Genomic DNA, 18377 nt, shown 5'->3' with positions numbered 1-18377 from the left:
GAGGCATTCCGATGGGCGACACGGCGATTTTTGACAGACAGACGGTAAGAGGCGTCGTTGTTGGGGCGTTGTCTGCCTGCGCGGTACTGGGATGTGCGGCACTGAACCAGGTGCGCGTCGAAAACCGCCAATTGCATGCTGAGCTTATGCAGCTTCGCAAACAGGTGGAATCGTCGAAGGAGAAGTCGGCGGTTCAGCAGGCGCCGAAACCAGCGATCGCCGCGGCTTCGCCGGTAGCAACGGCATCTGCCGTCGCACCAAGCGTGCCGCTGGCGGTGCATCCTGCAGAGGCCGCGCCAGATTTAGCCGCCGCTGTGCAGCCGGGTCTGGCGCCAGAACTGAAGTTCGCGCTGGACATGCTGCGCCCGCCCGACAATGTCCGGCCGCCTTTACCACTAGCGATACCACCGAAGATGAAGGGGAAGTCCTTGCCGGCAAGGCCGCAAGCGAAGGAGCCATTCAGCGCTGCGCCGGCAGTTGTGGACACGAAATCGTCGCCGGTCGAAGCCATGCCGCAACTCGACTCCGGCCCCGACACGCAGGCCACCGCGCCGTGGCAGGGAAGCCTAAGCCTTTTGGAGCAATGATGCTGCGCCGCGTATTGCTGCGACCGACACCGCTGTGGTTCTCGTGCTTCCGCATGGTCGCGGTGCTCGGCGCCTGCGCGTACATGGCTTACTCGGGCAATTTCAGGCCGGTCGGCCAGGAAATCGCCAAGGCGGTCTCAACGGCGAATGCCGTAATGGACGACATCAGGAAGATGGAAGCGACGCAGGCCACTGCGTCCTGCTCTAAAACAGATTTATCCGACGGAAGTTCAGTAACTCACCACCCTGGAGAGAAGAAATGACCTTTTCGGCAACCGAAGCACGCGAACACATCGCCTCATCCGCTGACTGCATGACGGACAGCCTTGCCAACCTCAAGCGCGTTACCCGCAAGTTTCCAGACACGACACCTCAGTTCGCTGGCGTCGTACAGGATATCCTGCGCGTGCGCGAGCAGTTGAAGCAACTCGAGGCGAAATTCAAGCCCGACAACATTACTGTGGCGGAGACGAATACGAACTCTCCAACATACGACCTCGGCGCGACGTGCCAATAATTTGCCTGATCGGCCGGCACGGCAGCGGCAAATCCACTATCGGGCGCGAGATGCGCGCCCACGGTTTTCGACACATCAGTGTCGGCGTGCTGCGAAGGCTCGCGCAGAACGGCACATTTCCCAGCGATGTGCCGTTTTCTCTGATGATGATGCTCAAGCGGGTACGCGCCGGACAGCCTTTGCCCGATGACGTCGCGGCAAAGGTGCTCGGTTATGCGCACGAGACCAAGCATTGCGTCATCGACGGCTTTCCCGCCTGCACACGCCATATCGACATGCTGCCGCCTGACAGCCGGATCGTCTACGTGTGGGCGCCGCGGCCGCAGCTCGATAAGCGGTTGGCCGAACGTGCACAGACCACGGTGCGAGCCTGGACACCGGGCCGACATTCTGAGCGCGACGCCATGCTGTCCGAAGTTGCGCTGCGGGCGCGAAAGACGGGTCGCCTGATATGGGTTGCCAATACCGGCTTGCTGACCGATGTCGATGCGGTAGCGGCATCGCTGGCAAATAAGGTCAGAGACTGACGGGAAAACGGCGGTTGCACGCCAAAAGTGCAGTGGTGTAATGGGGGCGTTCCTTACTCGCCCTCAACACGCCATGAGTTATGACTTTAACGCCGCCGACCAGGTGGCAAACGAATACCCGAACCCGTTCCGTATCGAGAACCGGTTCCTGCTTCTGGCCGACACCATTTACTTCGCCGGCGGCATCTACTCCCTATTCATTGCCCGCGGCTTCATGCAGTCGCATCAGGACGGCTATGCCGCATCGGCCGCCTTTGCCGCGCTAACCATGCTGGGCGCGTCGGTCAAGCTGTCGATCCAGGCGTTCTCGCAGCTCCGGTTTATCTTCGGCCGCAATTTCCCGATCGGCCTGGCCGAGCAGCTCGAGCACAACGAGCAGGGCACCTCCGATAGTGCTACGCATCTTGAACGCCAGATGCGTGAGCGGGCGCTGCACTTCGTTGAGCCGAGAGGTCCGCTGGCCGGTCTACTGTACGCGCTGATGAAGCCATTGATCGGTGCGCCGCCGACGATCCAGTACGCAGCTCAGCGTCATTTCGAGTCGCTCATTGGCATGGTGAGCGTGTTGCTGTCCCTGGCGGTGTCCTATGTGCTGTTTTCCGGCCAACCGCACGAGGGCATCGTTTCATGGGCATACCTGCCGCTGACCGGCCTCACGCTGATCAAGCCTTTCATGCGCGCCGACGAGAACGAGCCGCCGAAAGACTCACGCCTGATCATGATGCGCATGGCCGCCCTTGCTGTCTTCGCAGTCATGGGGCCGGCAATGCTGCCCCGATTCGTACCGGCGCTGGCGATCCCGCCGATGTGGATTGCACCGGTGTGCCTGCTGCTGGGATCGATTGGCGCGTCGGGATTGTTCTTCGCTGCCGTGCTCTCACGCATCGATAGCGCTCCGCAGACCGCCGTGTCCTGCGAGCAGACCACGATCAGCATGCACTGCCAACCGGCCCAACTGTGGGCGGCCATCGACCGCGATTTCCAGACCACGTGGGAGCGCGGTATCCCGAACCGCTCCTACTCCAAAGTGTTGCCGGACGCCGCGGCGTCAAAAGGTTCTTTTAATGGAAGTGTTCTTGAGGAAACATAGCCGACACCGACGCATATTATCGAGCTCGGTAGTGTCCAGGAGGCGCTGCGCACGAAGCAATCGCGGTATCTGGCTTTGCTCGGCATGTGGGCATGCGCGATGGCGGCAGGTGCTGCAATTCTGGCGTGGTACTGGACGCGGAATTTCGCGGCAATGAGCCGGTTTGAAATCTCGCGTTCGCTACTGACGCTGATCGCTCTGCAAACCTCGACGCTTCTGGCCTTCCGGATCGGGCATGTTCTGTGGTCGCGCATGTACTTCAAGTCGCGCCTGATCTGGGTGGAAGTCAGTGGCACCTACCAGTCGTCGGAAATTGATATCGGCAACCAGATCACCGGCAATGCGCGGTCGCGCTCGACGGTGGTGCGAATCGAGGATGCGACGCTGCGGGTGTGGGGCGCGGATATTGTCAGCGTGGCTTTCGGTAAGGATTCCGAGCGCTTCGTGATGGCGATGGCGCCGGTGGATGGCGTGGTGCGGGCGATGGCGGAAAACCTGAAGGGCTTCGCCGGAAGCCAAAGCATGGTCACCGCGCCGACGTCATCGCGTGATTTGGACAAGGTGCGCGCCTTGACCGGGGTAAGCCGGTCCATGGGACGCTACCAGGCAGCTGAAGACATGATGCGGCCGCTGATGCACGCCGCAGCAGTCCACGCCGACGAAGATTCGTTCGGCGTTGCAGCGGAAGACGGCATGGAAGTTGGCTGGATCAAGTTCTACGACGAAGCCAAGCGGTTTGGTTTCATCCGGTGCGCTGACGGCATCGAGAGGCATTTCAGGGGCTCGCAGATCCAGGGGGGCGCAATGCGCTTGAACCGGGATCAGCAAGTCAAGTTCAAGCCGGTGTCCGGCCGCAATGGCCCTGCTGCAGAGGACATCAGCGTGATGACGTAGCAATATCGAGGATGTATGTTGAGACTGGGATCACTGCTGCGGTCGTTTTCAGAAGATCTGACAGAGGACTTGCCGGATGTCCGGCTCGGCACGCGGATGACCTCCGCGTATCTTCTTGCCCTGACGCTGGTTGCCTTTCTTTCCGTGGCCGCGCACCTGGTGCTCGACAGCGTCATCAACGAGCAGCTCAATTCCGCCAATGTCCTGCACGTGGCCGGCCAGCAGTCGATGTACCCCCAGCGCATTACCTACTCGGCCATGGAGTATGTCGAGGGCGGTGATCCGGAAGCACGCGAGCGCCTGGAAGACGCCATCAAGAGTTTCCGAAGGAACCATACGTTCCTGATGACCGGCGGCTTCAACTCTGACACGTTCTTCGAGCTGTCTACGAGTGTGCGCGACGTCTACTACGGCACGAGCCAGGACTTCGACCGCCGAACCCGCCAGTTCATCGCCGCGGCCGAGAAGGTCGCCAGCACCAAGGACCCGGAAGCGTTGCTGTACCTGCGCACCGAGGCGCGCAAGAACATGCTCAATCTTGCCGAGACCGTGGCGCGGGATATCGCAATGGAGGCCAACGCCCGCATCGAGCGCCTGCGCGCCATCCAGAAATGCGTTGTCGTCATCCTGCTGCTGACGCTGGCGCTCGAAGGCGTGTTCATCTTCCGACCTCTGGTGCGACGCATCGTCCTGTACGCCACCCGCCTGTACGAGCATGCCACGCGCGATCCGCTCACGGGCCTGTTGAACCGTCGCGCCTTCTTCGATTTTGCGACCCGGGTGCAGTCGGCTTCGCGCCGCTACAACCATGCCTTCTCCGTGATCATGCTCGACATCGATCATTTCAAGAAAATCAACGACACGTTCGGCCACGACAAGGGCGACGATGCGTTGCGGCTGCTGGCCCGCATCCTGAACGAAAACCTGCGCGAGAGCGATATCGTGGCGCGCATGGGCGGCGAGGAATTCGTCATCGCGCTGCCGAACTCCGACGGGCGCGGCGCCACGATCGTCGCGGAGAGCCTGCGCAAACGCATCGAGGAGACCGCGGAGAAGGATGTTCCGCGCTTCACGATCTCCGTGGGTGTCACGGAAAAAATCGCAGTGCAGGATACCGTTGAGCGCATGCTGAAGCGTGCCGATGACGCGCTCTACCAGGCCAAGCGCGGCGGCAGAAACCGCGTGCAGATGTACGAAGCCGCTCCCGTCCCGCCGCCGACGCCCGTGCCCAGCGAGCCCCCGGCGGTGACCTGAGCGGACGCCTTGATGATGCCTACGGCTTCGACCTCCAGACCCACCTTTATTTCCGATGTGCTTGCGTCGGGTACGCCTTCCCGATTTCCGATGCCTCACCGCTGTGCCGCGGCCCTCACTTTCTGAAGACGGATGATCATGCGAATAGAACGAATCCCCGCTTGTGCGGTTTCCCAGGCCCCTGTTCGGCACGCCAGACGTACCGGCATGCTGTCGGCGCTGGCTTTTGCGCTGTTCGCGTCGGGCGCTTTCGCCGCGACGGTCAATATCTCCGATGTCACCGCGCTGATGAAAAGCGGTAAGCAGACAGAAGCGATGGCTATGCTCGAGGCGGGCCTGAAGGCTGATCCGCACGATCCGCAGCTGCGCTTTGCGCAGGGTGTCATCTATACCGAGCAGAAGCGCTCCCAGGAAGCGATCGCGATCTTCCTGAAGCTCAGCGAGGAGTTCCCGAATCTGCCCGAGCCATACAACAACCTTGCAGTGCTGTACTCACAGGAGGGGCAGTATGAAAAGGCCAGAGCTGCGCTCAACATGGCAATCAAAACGAATTCGTCATACGCCACTGCCTATGAAAACCTGGGCGACGTCCATGCGCGCATGGCGGCACAAGCTTACGACAAAGCGCTCAACCTTAATTCGGACAGCGCCGTCAAATCGAAGCTGACGATACTGCGCACGCTCGGCATCGCGCCGATGCCGGCCAGGGCGAACAGCGTGGCGGCGGCCGGGACCGGAGTGCCCCACGGCGTCATCGCTGCAGCGAACGGCGCCGCGCAGGCAAACGCAGCCGCAGCCGCAGCGCGCCCCGGAGCGCCGGCCAGCAGCGCCAGCAACGCGCAGGTTGCGGCAGCGATCGCCGCGGCGCGCGGCGCGACCGGCGGACCTGCTGCGCCGGCCCCGGCGCCGGCACCCGCACCCGCGCCCGCAGCAAGCCCGGCTACAGCGTCCCCGCAGGTGGCCTCCGCTGCGCCTGCGAAGGCGGCTGCTGTGGCTCCCGCTGCAGCGCCCGCCATGTCCGAATCCCAGCAGGTGTTGGCTGTAATCGACGACTGGTCGCATGCGTGGGAAGGAAAGGATCTGCTCGCTTACGCCGCTACCTATGAGCCGAACTTCAAGGGCGCGGCGAAGTCCCATTCGGGATGGCTATCCGAACGGCGCAGCCGTATCGTCGGCAAGCGTTCGATTCGCCTGATCGTTGAAAAGCCGTCGGTGACGGTGCAGGGCGATACTGCCAAGGCTGAATTCAGGCAGATCTACGACGGCGACAGTGTCCATTCCGATGGCATGAAGACGCTGACGTTCAAAAAGGTCGGCGGTGCATGGCGCATCATCTCCGAGGTATCGAGCAGCTGATGAATTTCGAAAATGGCCGTACACGCCGCCTTGCGCGGGTGCTGGCATGGTGCCTCTGCGGTCTGATCGTTTCCGCGCCGGCGCAAGCGGCCCGCAAGCACCGGCATCCGAAGAAGCGGCCGCACATGCTGCGCATGGCCATGTCAAAGCCCAAGCCGGTACCGGCATCGCCTGTCGATCCGGAAGTGCTCCTGCTCTACATCTACAAGACACTGCGCATCGGCAGGCTCGCCGACGCCGAGGCACAAGCTAACGCGCTGGTGGCCGCCTATCCCAACTTCGCGCTCGGCCAGATGCTGCGCGGCGACCTGCTGCTGATGCATCATGATCCAGTCAACAGCCTTGCGGGGATGAACTCGACCCTGTCGAACGTCGCCACGGCAGCCGGAACCAAGGATCTGCGCGACGAAGCGGCGAAACGGCTCGCCGCGTTGACCGAGCGGCCGAACCCGGACCTGCTGCCACGATCCATACTGAACCTCGCCAACGATCAGAAATTCGCGCTGCTGGTCGACGCCAGCCGTTCGCGGATGTACCTGTACAAGAACACCGATAGCCGGCTCGAACTGGTGAAGGATTTCTACATCAGCCAGGGCAAGCTCGGTGTGAAGAAGGAGCGTGAGGGCGACAAGAAGACGCCGCTAGGCGTCTATCACGTAGTCACCCGCATCGAACCCAAGAACCTGTCCGATTTCTACGGCTCCGGCGCGCTGCCGATCAGCTACCCGAACGATTGGGACAGGCTGCAGGGCCGCACCGGGCACGGGATATGGTTGCATGGCACGCCATCGGACACGTTCAGCCGCGCGCCGCGATCTTCGGACGGTTGCGTGGTGATGACGAACCGGGACATGTCGCAGCTGGTGGATACGGTCGACGTGAACAATACGCCGGTGATCATCAGCGACCGCGAGGAATTCATCACCAAGGAAAAGTGGGCGGCCGAACGCACCCGGGCGCTCATGCTGGTGGAGCAGTGGCGGCAGGATGCAGAGATTATGCCGCTACAACGCCTGCGCAGCCGCTATGCCAAGGCGTTCAAGTCTGCCGATGGCGAGAGTGCCGACGATTGGCTGAAGAAGACGCAGGCCACGCTCAGCGGGCCGGGAAAAGTCCAGATCGGTGTGTCCGAATTGGAGGCGTTCGACTATCCCGGCCAGAGCAACCTGGTCGCAATATCGTTCCTTCAGACGCTCACGTCTGGGAAGACGAAGCAAACCGTTCGCCGGCGCCAGTACTGGACCGTTGAGGACAACCAGTGGCGCATTGTGTCGGAATCGATCATCGAACGTCCGCGCACCTGAAGCGGCGCAGCTATGGCTACCGTAGTCCTGTCGCAGCAAGAAATATGACCGAACCATCCACGAGCCGCCTGCAATAGTGGCCAGCCTCGCTCAGATGAGCAATAAATGCAGTGACAGCTTCGCCCGCCCGGCGCTGATCGGAGATGGGTCCGAAAAGCGCGTCGAGCCATTCCATGACCTGCTCCATGGACTGCATCTGTGCCTTGTCCAGCCGGTAGTAGCGCCGGAAGAATCCCGCTTGCCAAAGATAAGCGGGGACTGGAATTGCACTGTTCGCCCTGTGGGGAAAATTCAAAAGTGCAGGCCAGTCGCCGTCAATCGCGAGCCATTTGCGCAGTCGTCGTTCCTTGCCTTCAACGGACAAGCGCCGGAAATCGTCCCGCCGCATTTCCTCGGCGTGTTGCTTGGCCTTATTTTCCCCCGCCTGTGCAGCAAGCTTCTCACGCAATATGCGCTCGGCTTCCGCATACCGGGCCTTATCGTTGGCTTCGCGTTCAAGGTGCGCTTCTACGATCGCATCCATTTCGGCCTGCATCTGCGCGCGGATCTCCTCAAGCTTGGGGAAGTGAAGCCATGTCTTGTTTTTCACTTCTTCCAGCACAAGCGCACGGATGACCGCAAGATCGGTATGGCCGCGGGCGCCGCGCATATCCACTTCGATGGCCATCAGCTCCATGGCCCGTAGCTTCTCCCGCTTTTTCGAGTCGGCCTTGTGCGTAACGCGAATCTCAATGGCGATCGCGCTGCCCGGCAGGTCATGGCCTTCAGCGAAATGGGCGACGACATCAGGCCGCACCGCGTCCATTCCCACTTCGGCGTGGCATTCGGTGAATGCAAGGCGGGTATTGGCTTCGACGAGCACTTTTCTGCGCCGGCGCGGCTTGTGGTTGTAGGTGACGATGGCCTCGGCCGCAACGCCAGGCAGAACAATGTAGCGCTCATCGAGCAGCGCCTGCTTGGCAGCTTGGTGAAGGGCGGTCTCGACGCAACTGTCGGTGGGCGCGTACCGGTAGTGGGCGAAGTGCGGTTGCTTACTGCCGCGGCGTACAACCAGCGCGTCTCCGCAGCCGGGGCATACACAATGTCGATCCAGGCCCGACGGCAGATCGCCCGGTTCGACTAATCGTCCGTCTTTTCTACCGAATGGAACCTTGAAAGTGCTCGACATCGCGCAGGTGCGCTCGACGCGTAGTGCGCCGCCGTTGAGACCGGTTGAGTCGATGGACAGCGAATCACGCGGGAGAAACGCATAATGTTTCTGAACGACAATTATATCGAACGTCGGGCACCGTCTGCTGGGGATCACTGTTCGGTAAGCGCGCCGTCGGGGATAGAGCGGGTCAGACGTAAGCGTCTTCGCCTTTCGAGCCGAGCTGGATCTGCTTTTCGTCCGCCAAGCGTCGCACGATCTGCAGGATTTCCTTCTGCTTTTCCTCGACTTCGGATAGACGGACCGGGCCTTTGGCTTCGAGGTCTTCGCGCATCATCTGCGCCGCGCGCTGCGACATGTTCTTGAAAATCTTCTCGCGCATCTGGTCCGACGTTCCCTTCAGCGCAATGATCAGGGATTCGGACTGCACTTCCTTCAGGATGGTCTGGATGCCGCGGTCATCGATATCGAAGATGTTCTCGAACACGAACATCTCATCGAGGATCTCCTGCGCCATCGTTTCATCGTAAGCGCGCAGATGGGATACGACAGCCATTTCCGTGTCCCCGGTGAAAAAGTTCATAATCTCGGCCGCGGTCCGTATGCCGCCCATGGGCTTCTTGTTGACGCTCTCGTTGCCGGACAAGAGGCGAGTAAGCACCTCGTTCAGTTCGCGCAGCGCGGCCGGCTGTACGCCGTCCAGCGTGGCAATGCGCAGCATCACATCGTGGCGCAAGCGCTCGACGAAGCAGTTCAACACCTCGCATGCATGCACGCGTTCCAGGTGCACCAGGATGGTTGCGATGATCTGCGGATGCTCGTTGTAGATCAGGTCGGCCACCGACTGCGAGTCCATCCATTTCAGCTGCTCGATGCCGGAGGCATCACGCTGGCCGATGATGCGGTTCAGCAGCGTCGACGCCTTGTCGTCGCCCAGAGCGGCCGTCATGACGCTGCGGATGTATTCGTCGTTGTCGATGCCGAATGACGTGGTTTCGCCGGATTTCCGGTTAAATTCATGCAGGACGGTATTGAGTTCGGTAGATTGCAGCGGTTTCATGGTGGACATCGTGCCGCCGAGCTTCTGAACTTCCCTCGGTCCCAGGTGCTTGAGCACTTCGGCCGCCTGTTCCTCTCCCAAGGCGAGCATCAGTACCGCGGCCTTGTACGTGCCGGACTCACTCATCGCGCTGCCCTGCCAGCGGCTTGCATACCCACCTGAGTACGCTGGCCATGCTCGGTTTCATATCCCGCCCTTCGGAAGTTTTACCAAAGGCGATTATGGCGAGCCGACATACACGCGCGACGCCGAAACCACCGAAGAATTCGCGCTGATTGTTTCCATCTCGAAAGCATCGATGTGGGTTTTCGTGCGGACAAAAAAAATGCCCCCCTGCGATCGGCAGGAGGGCAGGGATGCATAGCATCGGTGAAACGGGAGGTTATGCCGGTAAAGCGACGGCGCCAGATTGTGGCGTCGGCACCGGACGGGCGGTTACTGGTAGGGCCGGTACGACCTTGATAACCAGGCTGCCGGGAAAATTGCTGTAGCAGTAGGTCGCTCCGTCGACGATCACGCTGCTGAAATGTCGGCTTGTGATGCGCGCGGGGTAGTAGAAGATGACCGTTGCTTCCTTCGGACAGCCAATCGCAGCGCGTATTCTCGCGACGAGTTCATCTGCCACGGGCGGGCGTTCGTGCCACCACGCCAGCGGAGAGATGCCCAGCGTTGCGGCTTCCCGTTCGAGGAGCCGGTCGAGGAGTTGCTTGTTTTCGAATTGGCGCTGTGTGAGGCGCAGCGTCACAGGGATAACTGGAGGCTCCTCGCAGTCTTCGGGAGAGTACGGCGTGAGCTCGAAGAAAAAGTCTTGCATGGAATGACCTTTGATGGAAAAAAGGGCACGCCGGCCCCGAAGGACAGAAACGCCCTTCGGGGAGAATGAGTGTGGTGTCAGGCGTCGGGGTCGCTGCCGCCGGCGTTGACCGCATCCTGCTTGTGGACGACGAGACGGCCGAGAACCTTCGTACCTTCGTTTCCGCGAGGCTCTACCTCGATGAAGAGGCTGCCGCACGCGGTTAGCTTCAGACATACCGCGTGGACGCCGACGTTGACCCAGCCGGTTCGCTCGCTGTTGCCGCTTGCGGCCTCGAGCGTGACGATGTCCGAGTCATCCTCCACAAAATTTCCGTTCTGCGACATGTGCTTCTCCTTGATTGCTGAATTGGATGCCGCGGCGTTACGCGCCGGGCCTGAAGATGGCGTATTCGTGCTGATGCGGCTTACCGTGTAAGGCCGCGCCTGTTACCGCGATCACATCCTCGCCATGAAACTTTCGGCGTATGTCCTCGGGTGTGCCGTGGATGACTTCTTTCATCGTGTAGCCAAGCGCTTTCGCCCGTGGCGCTTCGCCGAAACCGTAGATGACCACCGCCTTGTCGGCGGCCGGTTGCGTCGGCGCGGTAGCGGCCATGACCTTCGTGATTTCGCCATACTGCGGATCGCTCGGGTAGAAGCATCGGCCGCCATTGGTGTCCCACAGCTGCGCGAGGTCGTTCTCATCGATAAGGCAGCGGCGACGCGCCACCGGCAGCTCGAAAGTCCAGTCCATGTTGCAGTTGCGTCGCTTCAGGAGGCCATCAGCCTCCAGTGCGAGGAACAGCGTCACGGCCTCGGCCATGCGGATCTGGAATTCGCGTGCGACGCACGCCGGCGTGATGAATCCCTGGTTTAGGTAACCGTGCTCGATGTAGTGCTGTTCGGCGAAACGGATGATTTCGTCCTTGCTGGGCATAGTGTCTTCCTTGTTGGGTAAATGCCGCCAGGCCGCTCGAACGTGGCATGGCGGCGGTTTGCTTGAAGGGGTGGTGAAGCGTTTCAGGTTCTTCGGCGGCGGGTCAGGTCGGCCCGCAGCCATTCCTGAATGCTCCCGCCGGCAGCTGCCAGTCTTCCCAGATGATTGAAGGCGTGTAGACGGTTGAGTTCGCCAGCGCCACGATTTCCGGGTCGCAGTCGTACGGCGTGCCGAGATCGGCCTGCTGGTTGACTGTGAGCTTGCGGTGGATCGTGACGCCGAACTCGCGTTCGTATCCCGCCACTTTGTTGAAGGCGAGGGGAAAGTATTCCCGAACGGTCGCCCATTGGTCCTTGTCGCCGAAGATGCACGTCCTGCAGCTGCACCGGCTCCAGCCAAGCTGGTAAGCCGGATGCGGCCGGATGCGGTAACGGCGCATGATGTCCCACACCATTGCCTCGGGCCAGTCATGTACCGCGCGCAGCACGTCGACGTGGCGCCGCAACTTTGGGCTGTCGCGCTTGTCGGCGCGATGGCGTTCGAACTTGCGATAGGTTGCACGCGAAGCGCTCTCCTCGGCGCGCTCGCCGGTCAGCACCAGCGTGCGGCTATTGCGAAACCGCGGCTCGTTGCAGAGCATGATCTTCGCAACGTCGATCTTCAGCGCAGGCGAGCAATAGCGCTTTTGCAAATCCGACGTCACCTGCGGATACTTGCGCCGCGTTGAAAGCTCGCCGCGCTTGCCCCCGCGTACCTTCACCGTACCGGCTTCGCTGTCGAAGGCCACCGGCGCGGTCAGCGAATTCTCGCGCAGCATTTCGCGCTCGAATCCGCCCATGCGGTACGACTTGAAGAACTTCAGGCCAAAGTGACGGGCAAACGCCTCGACGTACGAGTTCGTCACCGGCCAGTCCATGAAGCTGCCTTCGTTCTCACCGTCGATGCTGTGGTGGTGGATCTCGATTTTTTCCGTCGGCACGCCATGGTCCAGCAGGTAGAGCACGAGAGCCAAGGAATCCTTGCCGCCGCTGACGGCCACGTAGTAGTGGTCGTAGCTGTGCAGGTCGATTGTCTGTTCCTCGCGGGCAGCTTCCGTAAGGAGCGCCCCGAGGTCGACGACCGCGTTCATTCCGCAACTCCGTTGTGCTGCTGGCATATCCCGGCGTGCCGGGTAAGGAAGCACTTTGCGGCATGGACGCTCTTGGCATCACGCAGGCTAAATCGTGAACTGCCCGGTGCGTAATACTGCACGCGGATACGTTCGCAGCGGTCCAGGATGCTGATGTGGATAGTGCCGCCGCGGTAGTGAAAGGAATGGAACATGGCATTCTCCTTCCACTGGTTCAGGACATTTGCGTTTCGTTATGCACCGCACACAACGGCACTTGCACCGGACCGCACTGCATCTGGCCTTCGATTTCGACTTCAGCCAGGAACGTGGTGCGGGACAGAACCTTGCAGCGGGTTCCCTTGGGAACCGACACGGCATTGCCGAGCAGTTCGACTTCGGTGCACACGATGCAGCCGCAGGTGATTTGCGGATGCCGCATGACGGCGTCGACCGGCTTGTTATGCTGGTTGATGCCAAAGCGGGGGTGAAGGGTTTGCATGATCGACCTCTCAAAATCAGAGGCCGGAACGCTCCCCGGTCGGGAAGAGTCCCGGCCGGGTTGGGTAGGTGCGTCGTAGACGCGCTTGAAAGTCGTGTTGGGAAAGGAGTCGCCTTTCGCAACAGGATGAGAGTCGATCTGCCGCGTAGCGGCCTGGTAACTATACTGCGGTTCGCCGCGCAGGAAAAGAAAAAGGACGCGGCATAGCCGCGCCCTGTAAGGAGCAGGAGGGCGATACTGCCGCCCTCCTATAAGTCGATCAAGCCTCCGCGACTTCTTCCACAGGAGTGGATTCGTCCGCGGGCGACTCGCCCAAACTCTCTGCGCCAACTGCATTTTCCATCAGGCCGAGTGCATCATCGATCTCGGCCTGGCGTTTCAGCAGCGTTTGCAGCTTTTCTTCGTGCTCCCACGGCTTATCCAGCTCTTCACGGTAAATGACCAGCTGGGCCCGCGCGTTTTCGATCATCTTGTGCTTGCGGGCGATATGCTCCGGGATGTTTTCCACCGCATGACGCAGCTTCATCTCGACGCCGCTTCCGGTAGTGAACGGAGTCAGTTCGAACGATGCCGCGCCCCGCAGGTAAACATTCACCTTCGCTTCCAGCTTATCGCCCCAGTCTTCCTTGCGCACGACGACAGGTATGCCACGGTACTGCCCGACAATCGAGTCGCACTTACGCGGCAGGTTGAGGAAGGTGTCATACATCGCGAGCCCCCCGACCTTCGGATCGGAATACGAGATGCCGTTGACGACGAATGCTGCGGTTGTCTGTTCGACGGTTGCAATGTCCTTCTCGGCGCGGCTGATGAAATCCAGACCGCGCTCAATATCGGCTTCGGAACGGCGAATGTCCGAACGCAGTTCGTAGACCCGGTCCTTGAACGAGCGACGCAGCAGTGACAGCTTCGCCACTTCGTTGTCCACGCCCGCCTTTTCGATAACGATCGGATTTCCCGACGCAAGCGCCTTGACTTCCGCATACGACAGCGCCGCCACGTCCACATCTTCGACGACGCGCAGATCGGTCTTCCCCTCCATCACTTGCGCAATGAAAGAGGCTTTCGTCTCCAGCGTCTGCCATATGTACGCATCGAACGACCCTTCGGTGACATACCGGAAGATCCAGATGTACTCGTTTTTATTTCCCTGGCGCAGAATGCGGCCGTCGCGCTGCTCGACATCGGCAGGACGCCACGGCGCATCCAGATGGTGCTCTGCAATTAGCAAATCCTGAATATTCGTGCCGACCCCCATCTTCTGTGTGCTGCCCAGAAGAACGCGTATCTTGCCAGAACGGACTTGCCGGAACAGCGCTGCCTTCTGCAGATCGGTGTTGTAGTCATGGATGAATGCGATCTGTTCGAGCGGAATGCCTCGATACACCAGGTCTTCGCGCAACTGGTTGTAGCAGGAGAACTTTACGTCGGACGGCGTCGACAGGTCGCAGAAAGCGATCTGCGTTGCACGCGTTTCGTGGGTAGATTCCCAGATGCGGAAAATGTTATCCACGCAGGCGTCGATCTTGGTTGGCACATCGAGCGTGTCGAAGCAGCCCACCAGTCGCAAATCCAATGCCGCCTTCCGGCCATCATTGGTGACGCACAGCATATTGTCCTCATGCGGCTCGACCTCACGATTACGGATCTTCTCCGCGCGCGCTACCAAGCCTGCGACGTAATCCTTCAGCTGCGCCGAAGGTTTCAAACTGACGATTGTGTGCTTACCTCCGTTGAGTTTAGGTTCCGGCAGCGCGAGCATCCGCTTGGTGCGAATTTCTGCCACCTCTTTAAAAATCCGCATCAGGTCAGGCACGTTGACGTATTTGGCGAACCGGGTATGCATCCGGTAGCCGCTGCCGTCAGGTGCGACTTCAATCGACGTGACCTCCCTTGCGAAATTGTTGGCCCACGCATCGAACGTGCCGACCTTCATGGCATGCAGGGTGTCTTCCTGCACATAGCGCTGCATCGTGTACATCTCGCCGATAGCGTTGGCGATCGGGGTGGCAGTCGCCATCACGATACCGTGCCCATCGTTGCCGCGCGATTCCTGCACGATCTTGGTCTTCAGGTACATGTCGAAAGCGCGCATGGAGGCCGCCTGCGAAATTCCCGAGACGCGGGCCCGCTTCGTTGCGAAGTACAGATTCTTGAACAAGTGGGCTTCGTCGACCATGAGAAGGTCAATACCGAGGTCCTCGAATGCAAGATGGTTATCCTTTGCCGAGCGGTTAAGCAGCGACTCCAGACGCTTTTCAATACGCTTCTTCTGGCTTTCCAACTGCTTCACCAGGCGCGTGTCGTCGACTTCGAGAATTGCATCGTCGATTTCACGCAGGTTCTGCGCAATGAAGCCCTTGACCCGTTCCTCGCCCAACGGCAGCTTTTCGAACGAGCTGTGGGTGATGACAATGGCGTCCCAGTTGCCCGTTGCGATTCGCGCCAGCATCAGGCGCCGGCGGTCCTTGACCAGATCCTCTTTCGAGGCGGCCAAGAGCGTCGCGCCCGGATATGCCCTCATGAACTCTGCGCTGAATTGCTCGAGCATGTGGTTGGGCACGGCCAGCACCGGTTTCGCGGCGAGGCCGAGACGCTTTGCTTCCATGGCGGCGACGATCTGGATTAAGGTCTTACCGCCACCGACTGCCAGCGCCAGCAGCGTGTTGCCGCTGGTGAGAATGCGCCATACCGAATCTTTCTGTGCGTCGCGCAATTCGATTGCCGCAGACAGGCCCGGGATCACCAGGTGGCTGCCGTCGTACTTGCGGTTGACCACCGAGTTGTATAGCTCGTTGTACAGATTGGTCAGGTAGTTGGCGCGGTCCGCGTCCTCCCAGAGCCACTTCTTGAAGCGCTCCGTTACCGCCTCGGCCTTTTCGCGCACGCCGGCGGTCGCAACGTTGTTCACGATGCGCTTTTCTTTTCCGTCCTCCACGACGAGATCGATGATGGTCAAATCCTGCGCATTGAGCATGCGCTCCATCAGTTCATAAAAATTGAGTTCGTCCGTGCCGTACAGCTTCGTTGCCGCTGCATCGTCATAGACCCGGCTGACATCCACGGTCCAGGTTGCTGAAACTGCCGCATAGCTGACCGACCTACGCTTGCCAGTCACCGACTCGATGAAATCCTCGATGATCGATGGTGCAAGCCAGGAGGCGCCGACCTGAATTTCGATCTGGTCCGGTTGCAGATCCACCGGCAGAACGGTCTCCAGCGCCTTCACGTTGCGCTCATACGCGCCGTTGGCTTCCGCCTGCATGCGCGCTTGTGCCAGCTTCACCCGAACGTTGCCGCTCAGGTATTCGTCCTTGCAGACGAGCTGCTGCTTCGCCGGATCGAGATAGGCCAGATCCGCCTCGAATAGCTGTGCCTGTACCTCTTCTTCCGTGATACCCATGGCCGTGGCCATGAACGAAAGATTCAGTTCAGCATGCTGGTTCAGAGACAGCGCCACCGCATGCCCGACCGTATCCGCCGAGGTGCCGATTTCCCGATGGGACACCGTGCATTTCTCGAAGATATCGGCCTTGCGCACCGGCTTGTCGGCGTCCTCATCGTCGAAATATTCGAGCGAGAGGATCAGCGGGAACGACGGATCGTCCCTGAACACCAGGCGGTTAGCCCGGTCGCTGAGATAGCCGTGCTGGCGCACGAAGTTGTCGTACAGGTGGTTCAGCTGGCGACGCAGCATGGACGAATCCGCTTTCATGCGGTCTGCACGGAGCAGCTCGCGCACGGTGTCGCGAATCGCAATCATGCCGGTGATGCGCTGTGTGACTTTCGCACCAAGGCCAATCTTGGGTTCCGCCATCGAACTGCTGACGGTGACCTTGATCTCGCCCTGGTCGATCACGAACGAGCCGATCGGCAGCGACGTGGTCTCTTCCAGCGTGTTACTGCTGGCGTTGCGATAAACCGAACGCTTGCGCGTGTCGGGCTTGTAAATGCCGGCAGGGATGGCGTCAAGCCAGATGCGGGCATGCTCTGAAAAACTCCTTTCGGTTGGCTTGACGGCGAGGGAAGTGCCGCCGAACCGGTTGCTGGTTGAAGTGATGCGGCCTGCGACATGATTCGGCCGCTGCTGGAAGTAGTAGTTGTACGACTGGGTGGCCCGCGAGTCATAACTGATCTCGGTCCAGTCCGTTTCCGGCTGTTGCTCGCCGACGTTCAGCTTGCGCAGCAGGATGATGTCGGCAACGACCTCCGTGTTCGCCATGGCGTGGAATGCGCCGGAGGCGAGACGGAATGCACCTACCATCTCTGCCTTGTCCGCGATGTACTTGCGCACGTTCGCGGTTCGCTTGTCGAGCGTGCCGTGAGTGGTGATAAAGGCGATCAGGCCGCCTGCACGCACCAGGGTCAGCGCCTTGGCGAAGAAGTAGTCATGGATCATGAACTTCAGGCGGTCCAGGTCCTTGTCGTAGACCCGGTAGTCACCGAAAGGCACATTCGACACTACCAAGTCGAAGCTGCCGGGGACGAAGGCTGATTTCTCGATGCCGTCAACCAGGCACATCGCTTCCGGATAGAGCGCCTTGGCGATGCCGGCGGCAACGCTGTTGGGCTCGACCATGGCGACTTCGCTCTTCTTGCGCATCTCCAGCGGCATGCGGCCGATGAAGTTGCCGGTGCCGACCGCAGGCTCGAGGATCTTGCCGCCTTCGAAACCCATCTTGGCGATGGACTTCCACACGAAGTCGATGACCTCGGTCGGCGTGAAGTGCGCGTTAAGCGTGCTGGCGCGCGCCTCGCTCCATTCCTTGTCGGTCAGGAGCGCCTTCAGGGAGTCGCGTTGCTTGGGCATCTTGCATTCGTCACCTTCGACGAAGACATGGGGAATGCCGCCAAAGCCGGTGTAGCGGACCAGAACATCCATTTCCGTTTCGGTCGGGGTGCGCTTTTCTTCCTTCAGGGACTTCAGCAGGGTAATGGCGCGGATGTTGTGCTCAGCCTTAGCTTCGTTGGAGCCGAGGTTGTCGAGCTGGTTGTGAAGCTGGAAGTAGTTGCGCACGATCTCGGGCGCGGGTTTGGGCGGGGCGATGACGGTCTGCACCGCTTCGACTGCAGGCTTTTTGGGAAACGGGATAACCGGCGCCACAGGGGCGTCGTCATCGAACAGAAAGCTCAGTTGGGCTTGGACGAGTTCGCCGAATGGGTTTTGCACTGCTGCTCGCATGGGATTTCCTTTCGAGAATCCGTCGGGCGCGCAGCTACCCCGAAGGGATAGAAGCGGTCCCTTCGGAAATTGCTGGTTGGAGTCGAATGGCAATGGCTCTCGCGTGTAGCGGGA

At 60.5% G+C, this 18377-nt stretch carries 18 protein-coding genes; 9 read left to right on the top strand and 9 right to left on the bottom strand.

The genetic code is table 11. The features are described from left to right. Positions 1 to 11: 11 nt before the first annotated feature. From JJB74_RS15720 to JJB74_RS15680, 9 genes are all read left to right on the top strand, one after another. Positions 12 to 587 carry a hypothetical protein gene (locus tag JJB74_RS15720; protein WP_200593133.1) on the top strand — a complete coding sequence of 192 codons (576 nt, stop codon included), beginning with the start codon at positions 12 to 14 and terminating at the stop codon, positions 585 to 587. Further along, positions 584 to 850 (top strand): hypothetical protein, encoded by a 267-nt coding sequence (locus JJB74_RS15715; RefSeq protein WP_200593130.1) that lies wholly within the window; start codon positions 584 to 586, stop codon positions 848 to 850. Before JJB74_RS15720 ends, JJB74_RS15715 begins: the two co-directional genes overlap by 4 nt. After that, complete coding sequence (locus JJB74_RS15710) at positions 847 to 1104, top strand: hypothetical protein (protein WP_200593127.1); 258 nt, start codon at positions 847 to 849, stop codon at positions 1102 to 1104. The genes JJB74_RS15715 and JJB74_RS15710 overlap by 4 nt, the downstream gene beginning before the upstream one ends. After that, entirely contained in the window at positions 1095 to 1631 is a 537-nt protein-coding gene (locus JJB74_RS15705) for an AAA family ATPase (RefSeq protein WP_200593124.1), read from the top strand. Before JJB74_RS15710 ends, JJB74_RS15705 begins: the two co-directional genes overlap by 10 nt. A gap of 40 nt (positions 1632 to 1671) precedes the next feature. Then, positions 1672 to 2721: a hypothetical protein gene (locus tag JJB74_RS15700; RefSeq protein WP_200593121.1), complete on the top strand. Its 1050-nt coding sequence runs from the start codon at positions 1672 to 1674 to the stop codon at positions 2719 to 2721. Positions 2722 to 2874: 153 nt separating this feature from the next. Continuing rightward, on the top strand, positions 2875 to 3615 hold the full coding sequence (locus JJB74_RS15695) for a cold shock domain-containing protein (protein ID WP_200593118.1): 741 nt from the start codon (positions 2875 to 2877) through the stop codon (positions 3613 to 3615). A gap of 96 nt (positions 3616 to 3711) precedes the next feature. Further along, complete coding sequence (locus tag JJB74_RS15690; RefSeq protein WP_200593115.1) at positions 3712 to 4869, top strand: diguanylate cyclase; 1158 nt, start codon at positions 3712 to 3714, stop codon at positions 4867 to 4869. 207 nt (positions 4870 to 5076) lie between these two features. Further along, positions 5077 to 6225: a nuclear transport factor 2 family protein gene (locus JJB74_RS15685; protein ID WP_234484209.1), complete on the top strand. Its 1149-nt coding sequence runs from the start codon at positions 5077 to 5079 to the stop codon at positions 6223 to 6225. Continuing rightward, entirely contained in the window at positions 6225 to 7529 is a 1305-nt protein-coding gene (locus JJB74_RS15680) for a L,D-transpeptidase family protein (RefSeq protein ID WP_200593109.1), read from the top strand. The genes JJB74_RS15685 and JJB74_RS15680 overlap by 1 nt, the downstream gene beginning before the upstream one ends. A gap of 16 nt (positions 7530 to 7545) precedes the next feature. Here JJB74_RS15680 and JJB74_RS15675 read toward each other — a convergent pair whose 3' ends face one another. From JJB74_RS15675 to JJB74_RS15635, 9 genes are all read right to left on the bottom strand, one after another. Continuing rightward, positions 7546 to 8835: a competence protein CoiA family protein gene (locus tag JJB74_RS15675; RefSeq protein WP_200593107.1), complete on the bottom strand. Its 1290-nt coding sequence runs from the start codon at positions 8833 to 8835 to the stop codon at positions 7546 to 7548. 34 nt (positions 8836 to 8869) lie between these two features. Beyond that, on the bottom strand, positions 8870 to 9865 hold the full coding sequence (fliG, locus tag JJB74_RS15670) for a flagellar motor switch protein FliG (RefSeq protein ID WP_200593105.1): 996 nt from the start codon (positions 9863 to 9865) through the stop codon (positions 8870 to 8872). Positions 9866 to 10121: 256 nt separating this feature from the next. Then, positions 10122 to 10553: a hypothetical protein gene (locus JJB74_RS15665; RefSeq protein ID WP_200593102.1), complete on the bottom strand. Its 432-nt coding sequence runs from the start codon at positions 10551 to 10553 to the stop codon at positions 10122 to 10124. 77 nt (positions 10554 to 10630) lie between these two features. Next, entirely contained in the window at positions 10631 to 10879 is a 249-nt protein-coding gene (locus JJB74_RS15660) for a hypothetical protein (protein ID WP_200593099.1), read from the bottom strand. A 37-nt stretch (positions 10880 to 10916) separates the two neighbouring features. Then, positions 10917 to 11471, bottom strand: coding sequence for a hypothetical protein (locus JJB74_RS15655; protein WP_200593096.1), 555 nt, complete (start codon positions 11469 to 11471; stop codon positions 10917 to 10919). A 103-nt stretch (positions 11472 to 11574) separates the two neighbouring features. Then, on the bottom strand, positions 11575 to 12600 hold the full coding sequence (locus JJB74_RS15650) for a phosphoadenosine phosphosulfate reductase domain-containing protein (protein ID WP_200593093.1): 1026 nt from the start codon (positions 12598 to 12600) through the stop codon (positions 11575 to 11577). Then, positions 12597 to 12794, bottom strand: coding sequence for a hypothetical protein (locus tag JJB74_RS15645; RefSeq protein WP_200593091.1), 198 nt, complete (start codon positions 12792 to 12794; stop codon positions 12597 to 12599). The genes JJB74_RS15650 and JJB74_RS15645 overlap by 4 nt, the downstream gene beginning before the upstream one ends. A gap of 20 nt (positions 12795 to 12814) precedes the next feature. Then, positions 12815 to 13081: a hypothetical protein gene (locus JJB74_RS15640; protein ID WP_200593088.1), complete on the bottom strand. Its 267-nt coding sequence runs from the start codon at positions 13079 to 13081 to the stop codon at positions 12815 to 12817. A gap of 259 nt (positions 13082 to 13340) precedes the next feature. Continuing rightward, complete coding sequence (locus JJB74_RS15635) at positions 13341 to 18263, bottom strand: DEAD/DEAH box helicase (protein ID WP_200593085.1); 4923 nt, start codon at positions 18261 to 18263, stop codon at positions 13341 to 13343. Between the last annotated feature and the right edge of the window lie 114 nt (positions 18264 to 18377).

It is taken from the genome of Noviherbaspirillum pedocola, assembly GCF_016632335.1.
Taxonomy (GTDB): domain Bacteria; phylum Pseudomonadota; class Gammaproteobacteria; order Burkholderiales; family Burkholderiaceae_D; genus Noviherbaspirillum_A; species Noviherbaspirillum_A pedocola.
Note: the sequence above shows the minus strand (reverse complement) of the source record. Positions and strands in the feature narration are given on the sequence as shown.

Coding starts and splice junctions, on each gene's coding strand:
- JJB74_RS15720 (WP_200593133.1), top strand. CDS start 12: ATGGGCGACACGGCGATTTTTGACAGACAGACGGTAAGAGGCGTCGTT.
- JJB74_RS15715 (WP_200593130.1), top strand. CDS start 584: ATGATGCTGCGCCGCGTATTGCTGCGACCGACACCGCTGTGGTTCTCG.
- JJB74_RS15710 (WP_200593127.1), top strand. CDS start 847: ATGACCTTTTCGGCAACCGAAGCACGCGAACACATCGCCTCATCCGCT.
- JJB74_RS15700 (WP_200593121.1), top strand. CDS start 1,672: ATGGGGGCGTTCCTTACTCGCCCTCAACACGCCATGAGTTATGACTTT.
- JJB74_RS15695 (WP_200593118.1), top strand. CDS start 2,875: ATGAGCCGGTTTGAAATCTCGCGTTCGCTACTGACGCTGATCGCTCTG.
- JJB74_RS15690 (WP_200593115.1), top strand. CDS start 3,712: ATGACCTCCGCGTATCTTCTTGCCCTGACGCTGGTTGCCTTTCTTTCC.
- JJB74_RS15685 (WP_234484209.1), top strand. CDS start 5,077: ATGCTGTCGGCGCTGGCTTTTGCGCTGTTCGCGTCGGGCGCTTTCGCC.
- JJB74_RS15680 (WP_200593109.1), top strand. CDS start 6,225: ATGAATTTCGAAAATGGCCGTACACGCCGCCTTGCGCGGGTGCTGGCA.
- fliG (WP_200593105.1), bottom strand. CDS start 9,865: ATGAGTGAGTCCGGCACGTACAAGGCCGCGGTACTGATGCTCGCCTTG.
- JJB74_RS15665 (WP_200593102.1), bottom strand. CDS start 10,553: ATGCAAGACTTTTTCTTCGAGCTCACGCCGTACTCTCCCGAAGACTGC.
- JJB74_RS15660 (WP_200593099.1), bottom strand. CDS start 10,879: ATGTCGCAGAACGGAAATTTTGTGGAGGATGACTCGGACATCGTCACG.
- JJB74_RS15655 (WP_200593096.1), bottom strand. CDS start 11,471: ATGCCCAGCAAGGACGAAATCATCCGTTTCGCCGAACAGCACTACATC.
- JJB74_RS15650 (WP_200593093.1), bottom strand. CDS start 12,600: ATGAACGCGGTCGTCGACCTCGGGGCGCTCCTTACGGAAGCTGCCCGC.
- JJB74_RS15645 (WP_200593091.1), bottom strand. CDS start 12,794: ATGTTCCATTCCTTTCACTACCGCGGCGGCACTATCCACATCAGCATC.
- JJB74_RS15640 (WP_200593088.1), bottom strand. CDS start 13,081: ATGCAAACCCTTCACCCCCGCTTTGGCATCAACCAGCATAACAAGCCG.
- JJB74_RS15635 (WP_200593085.1), bottom strand. CDS start 18,263: ATGCGAGCAGCAGTGCAAAACCCATTCGGCGAACTCGTCCAAGCCCAA.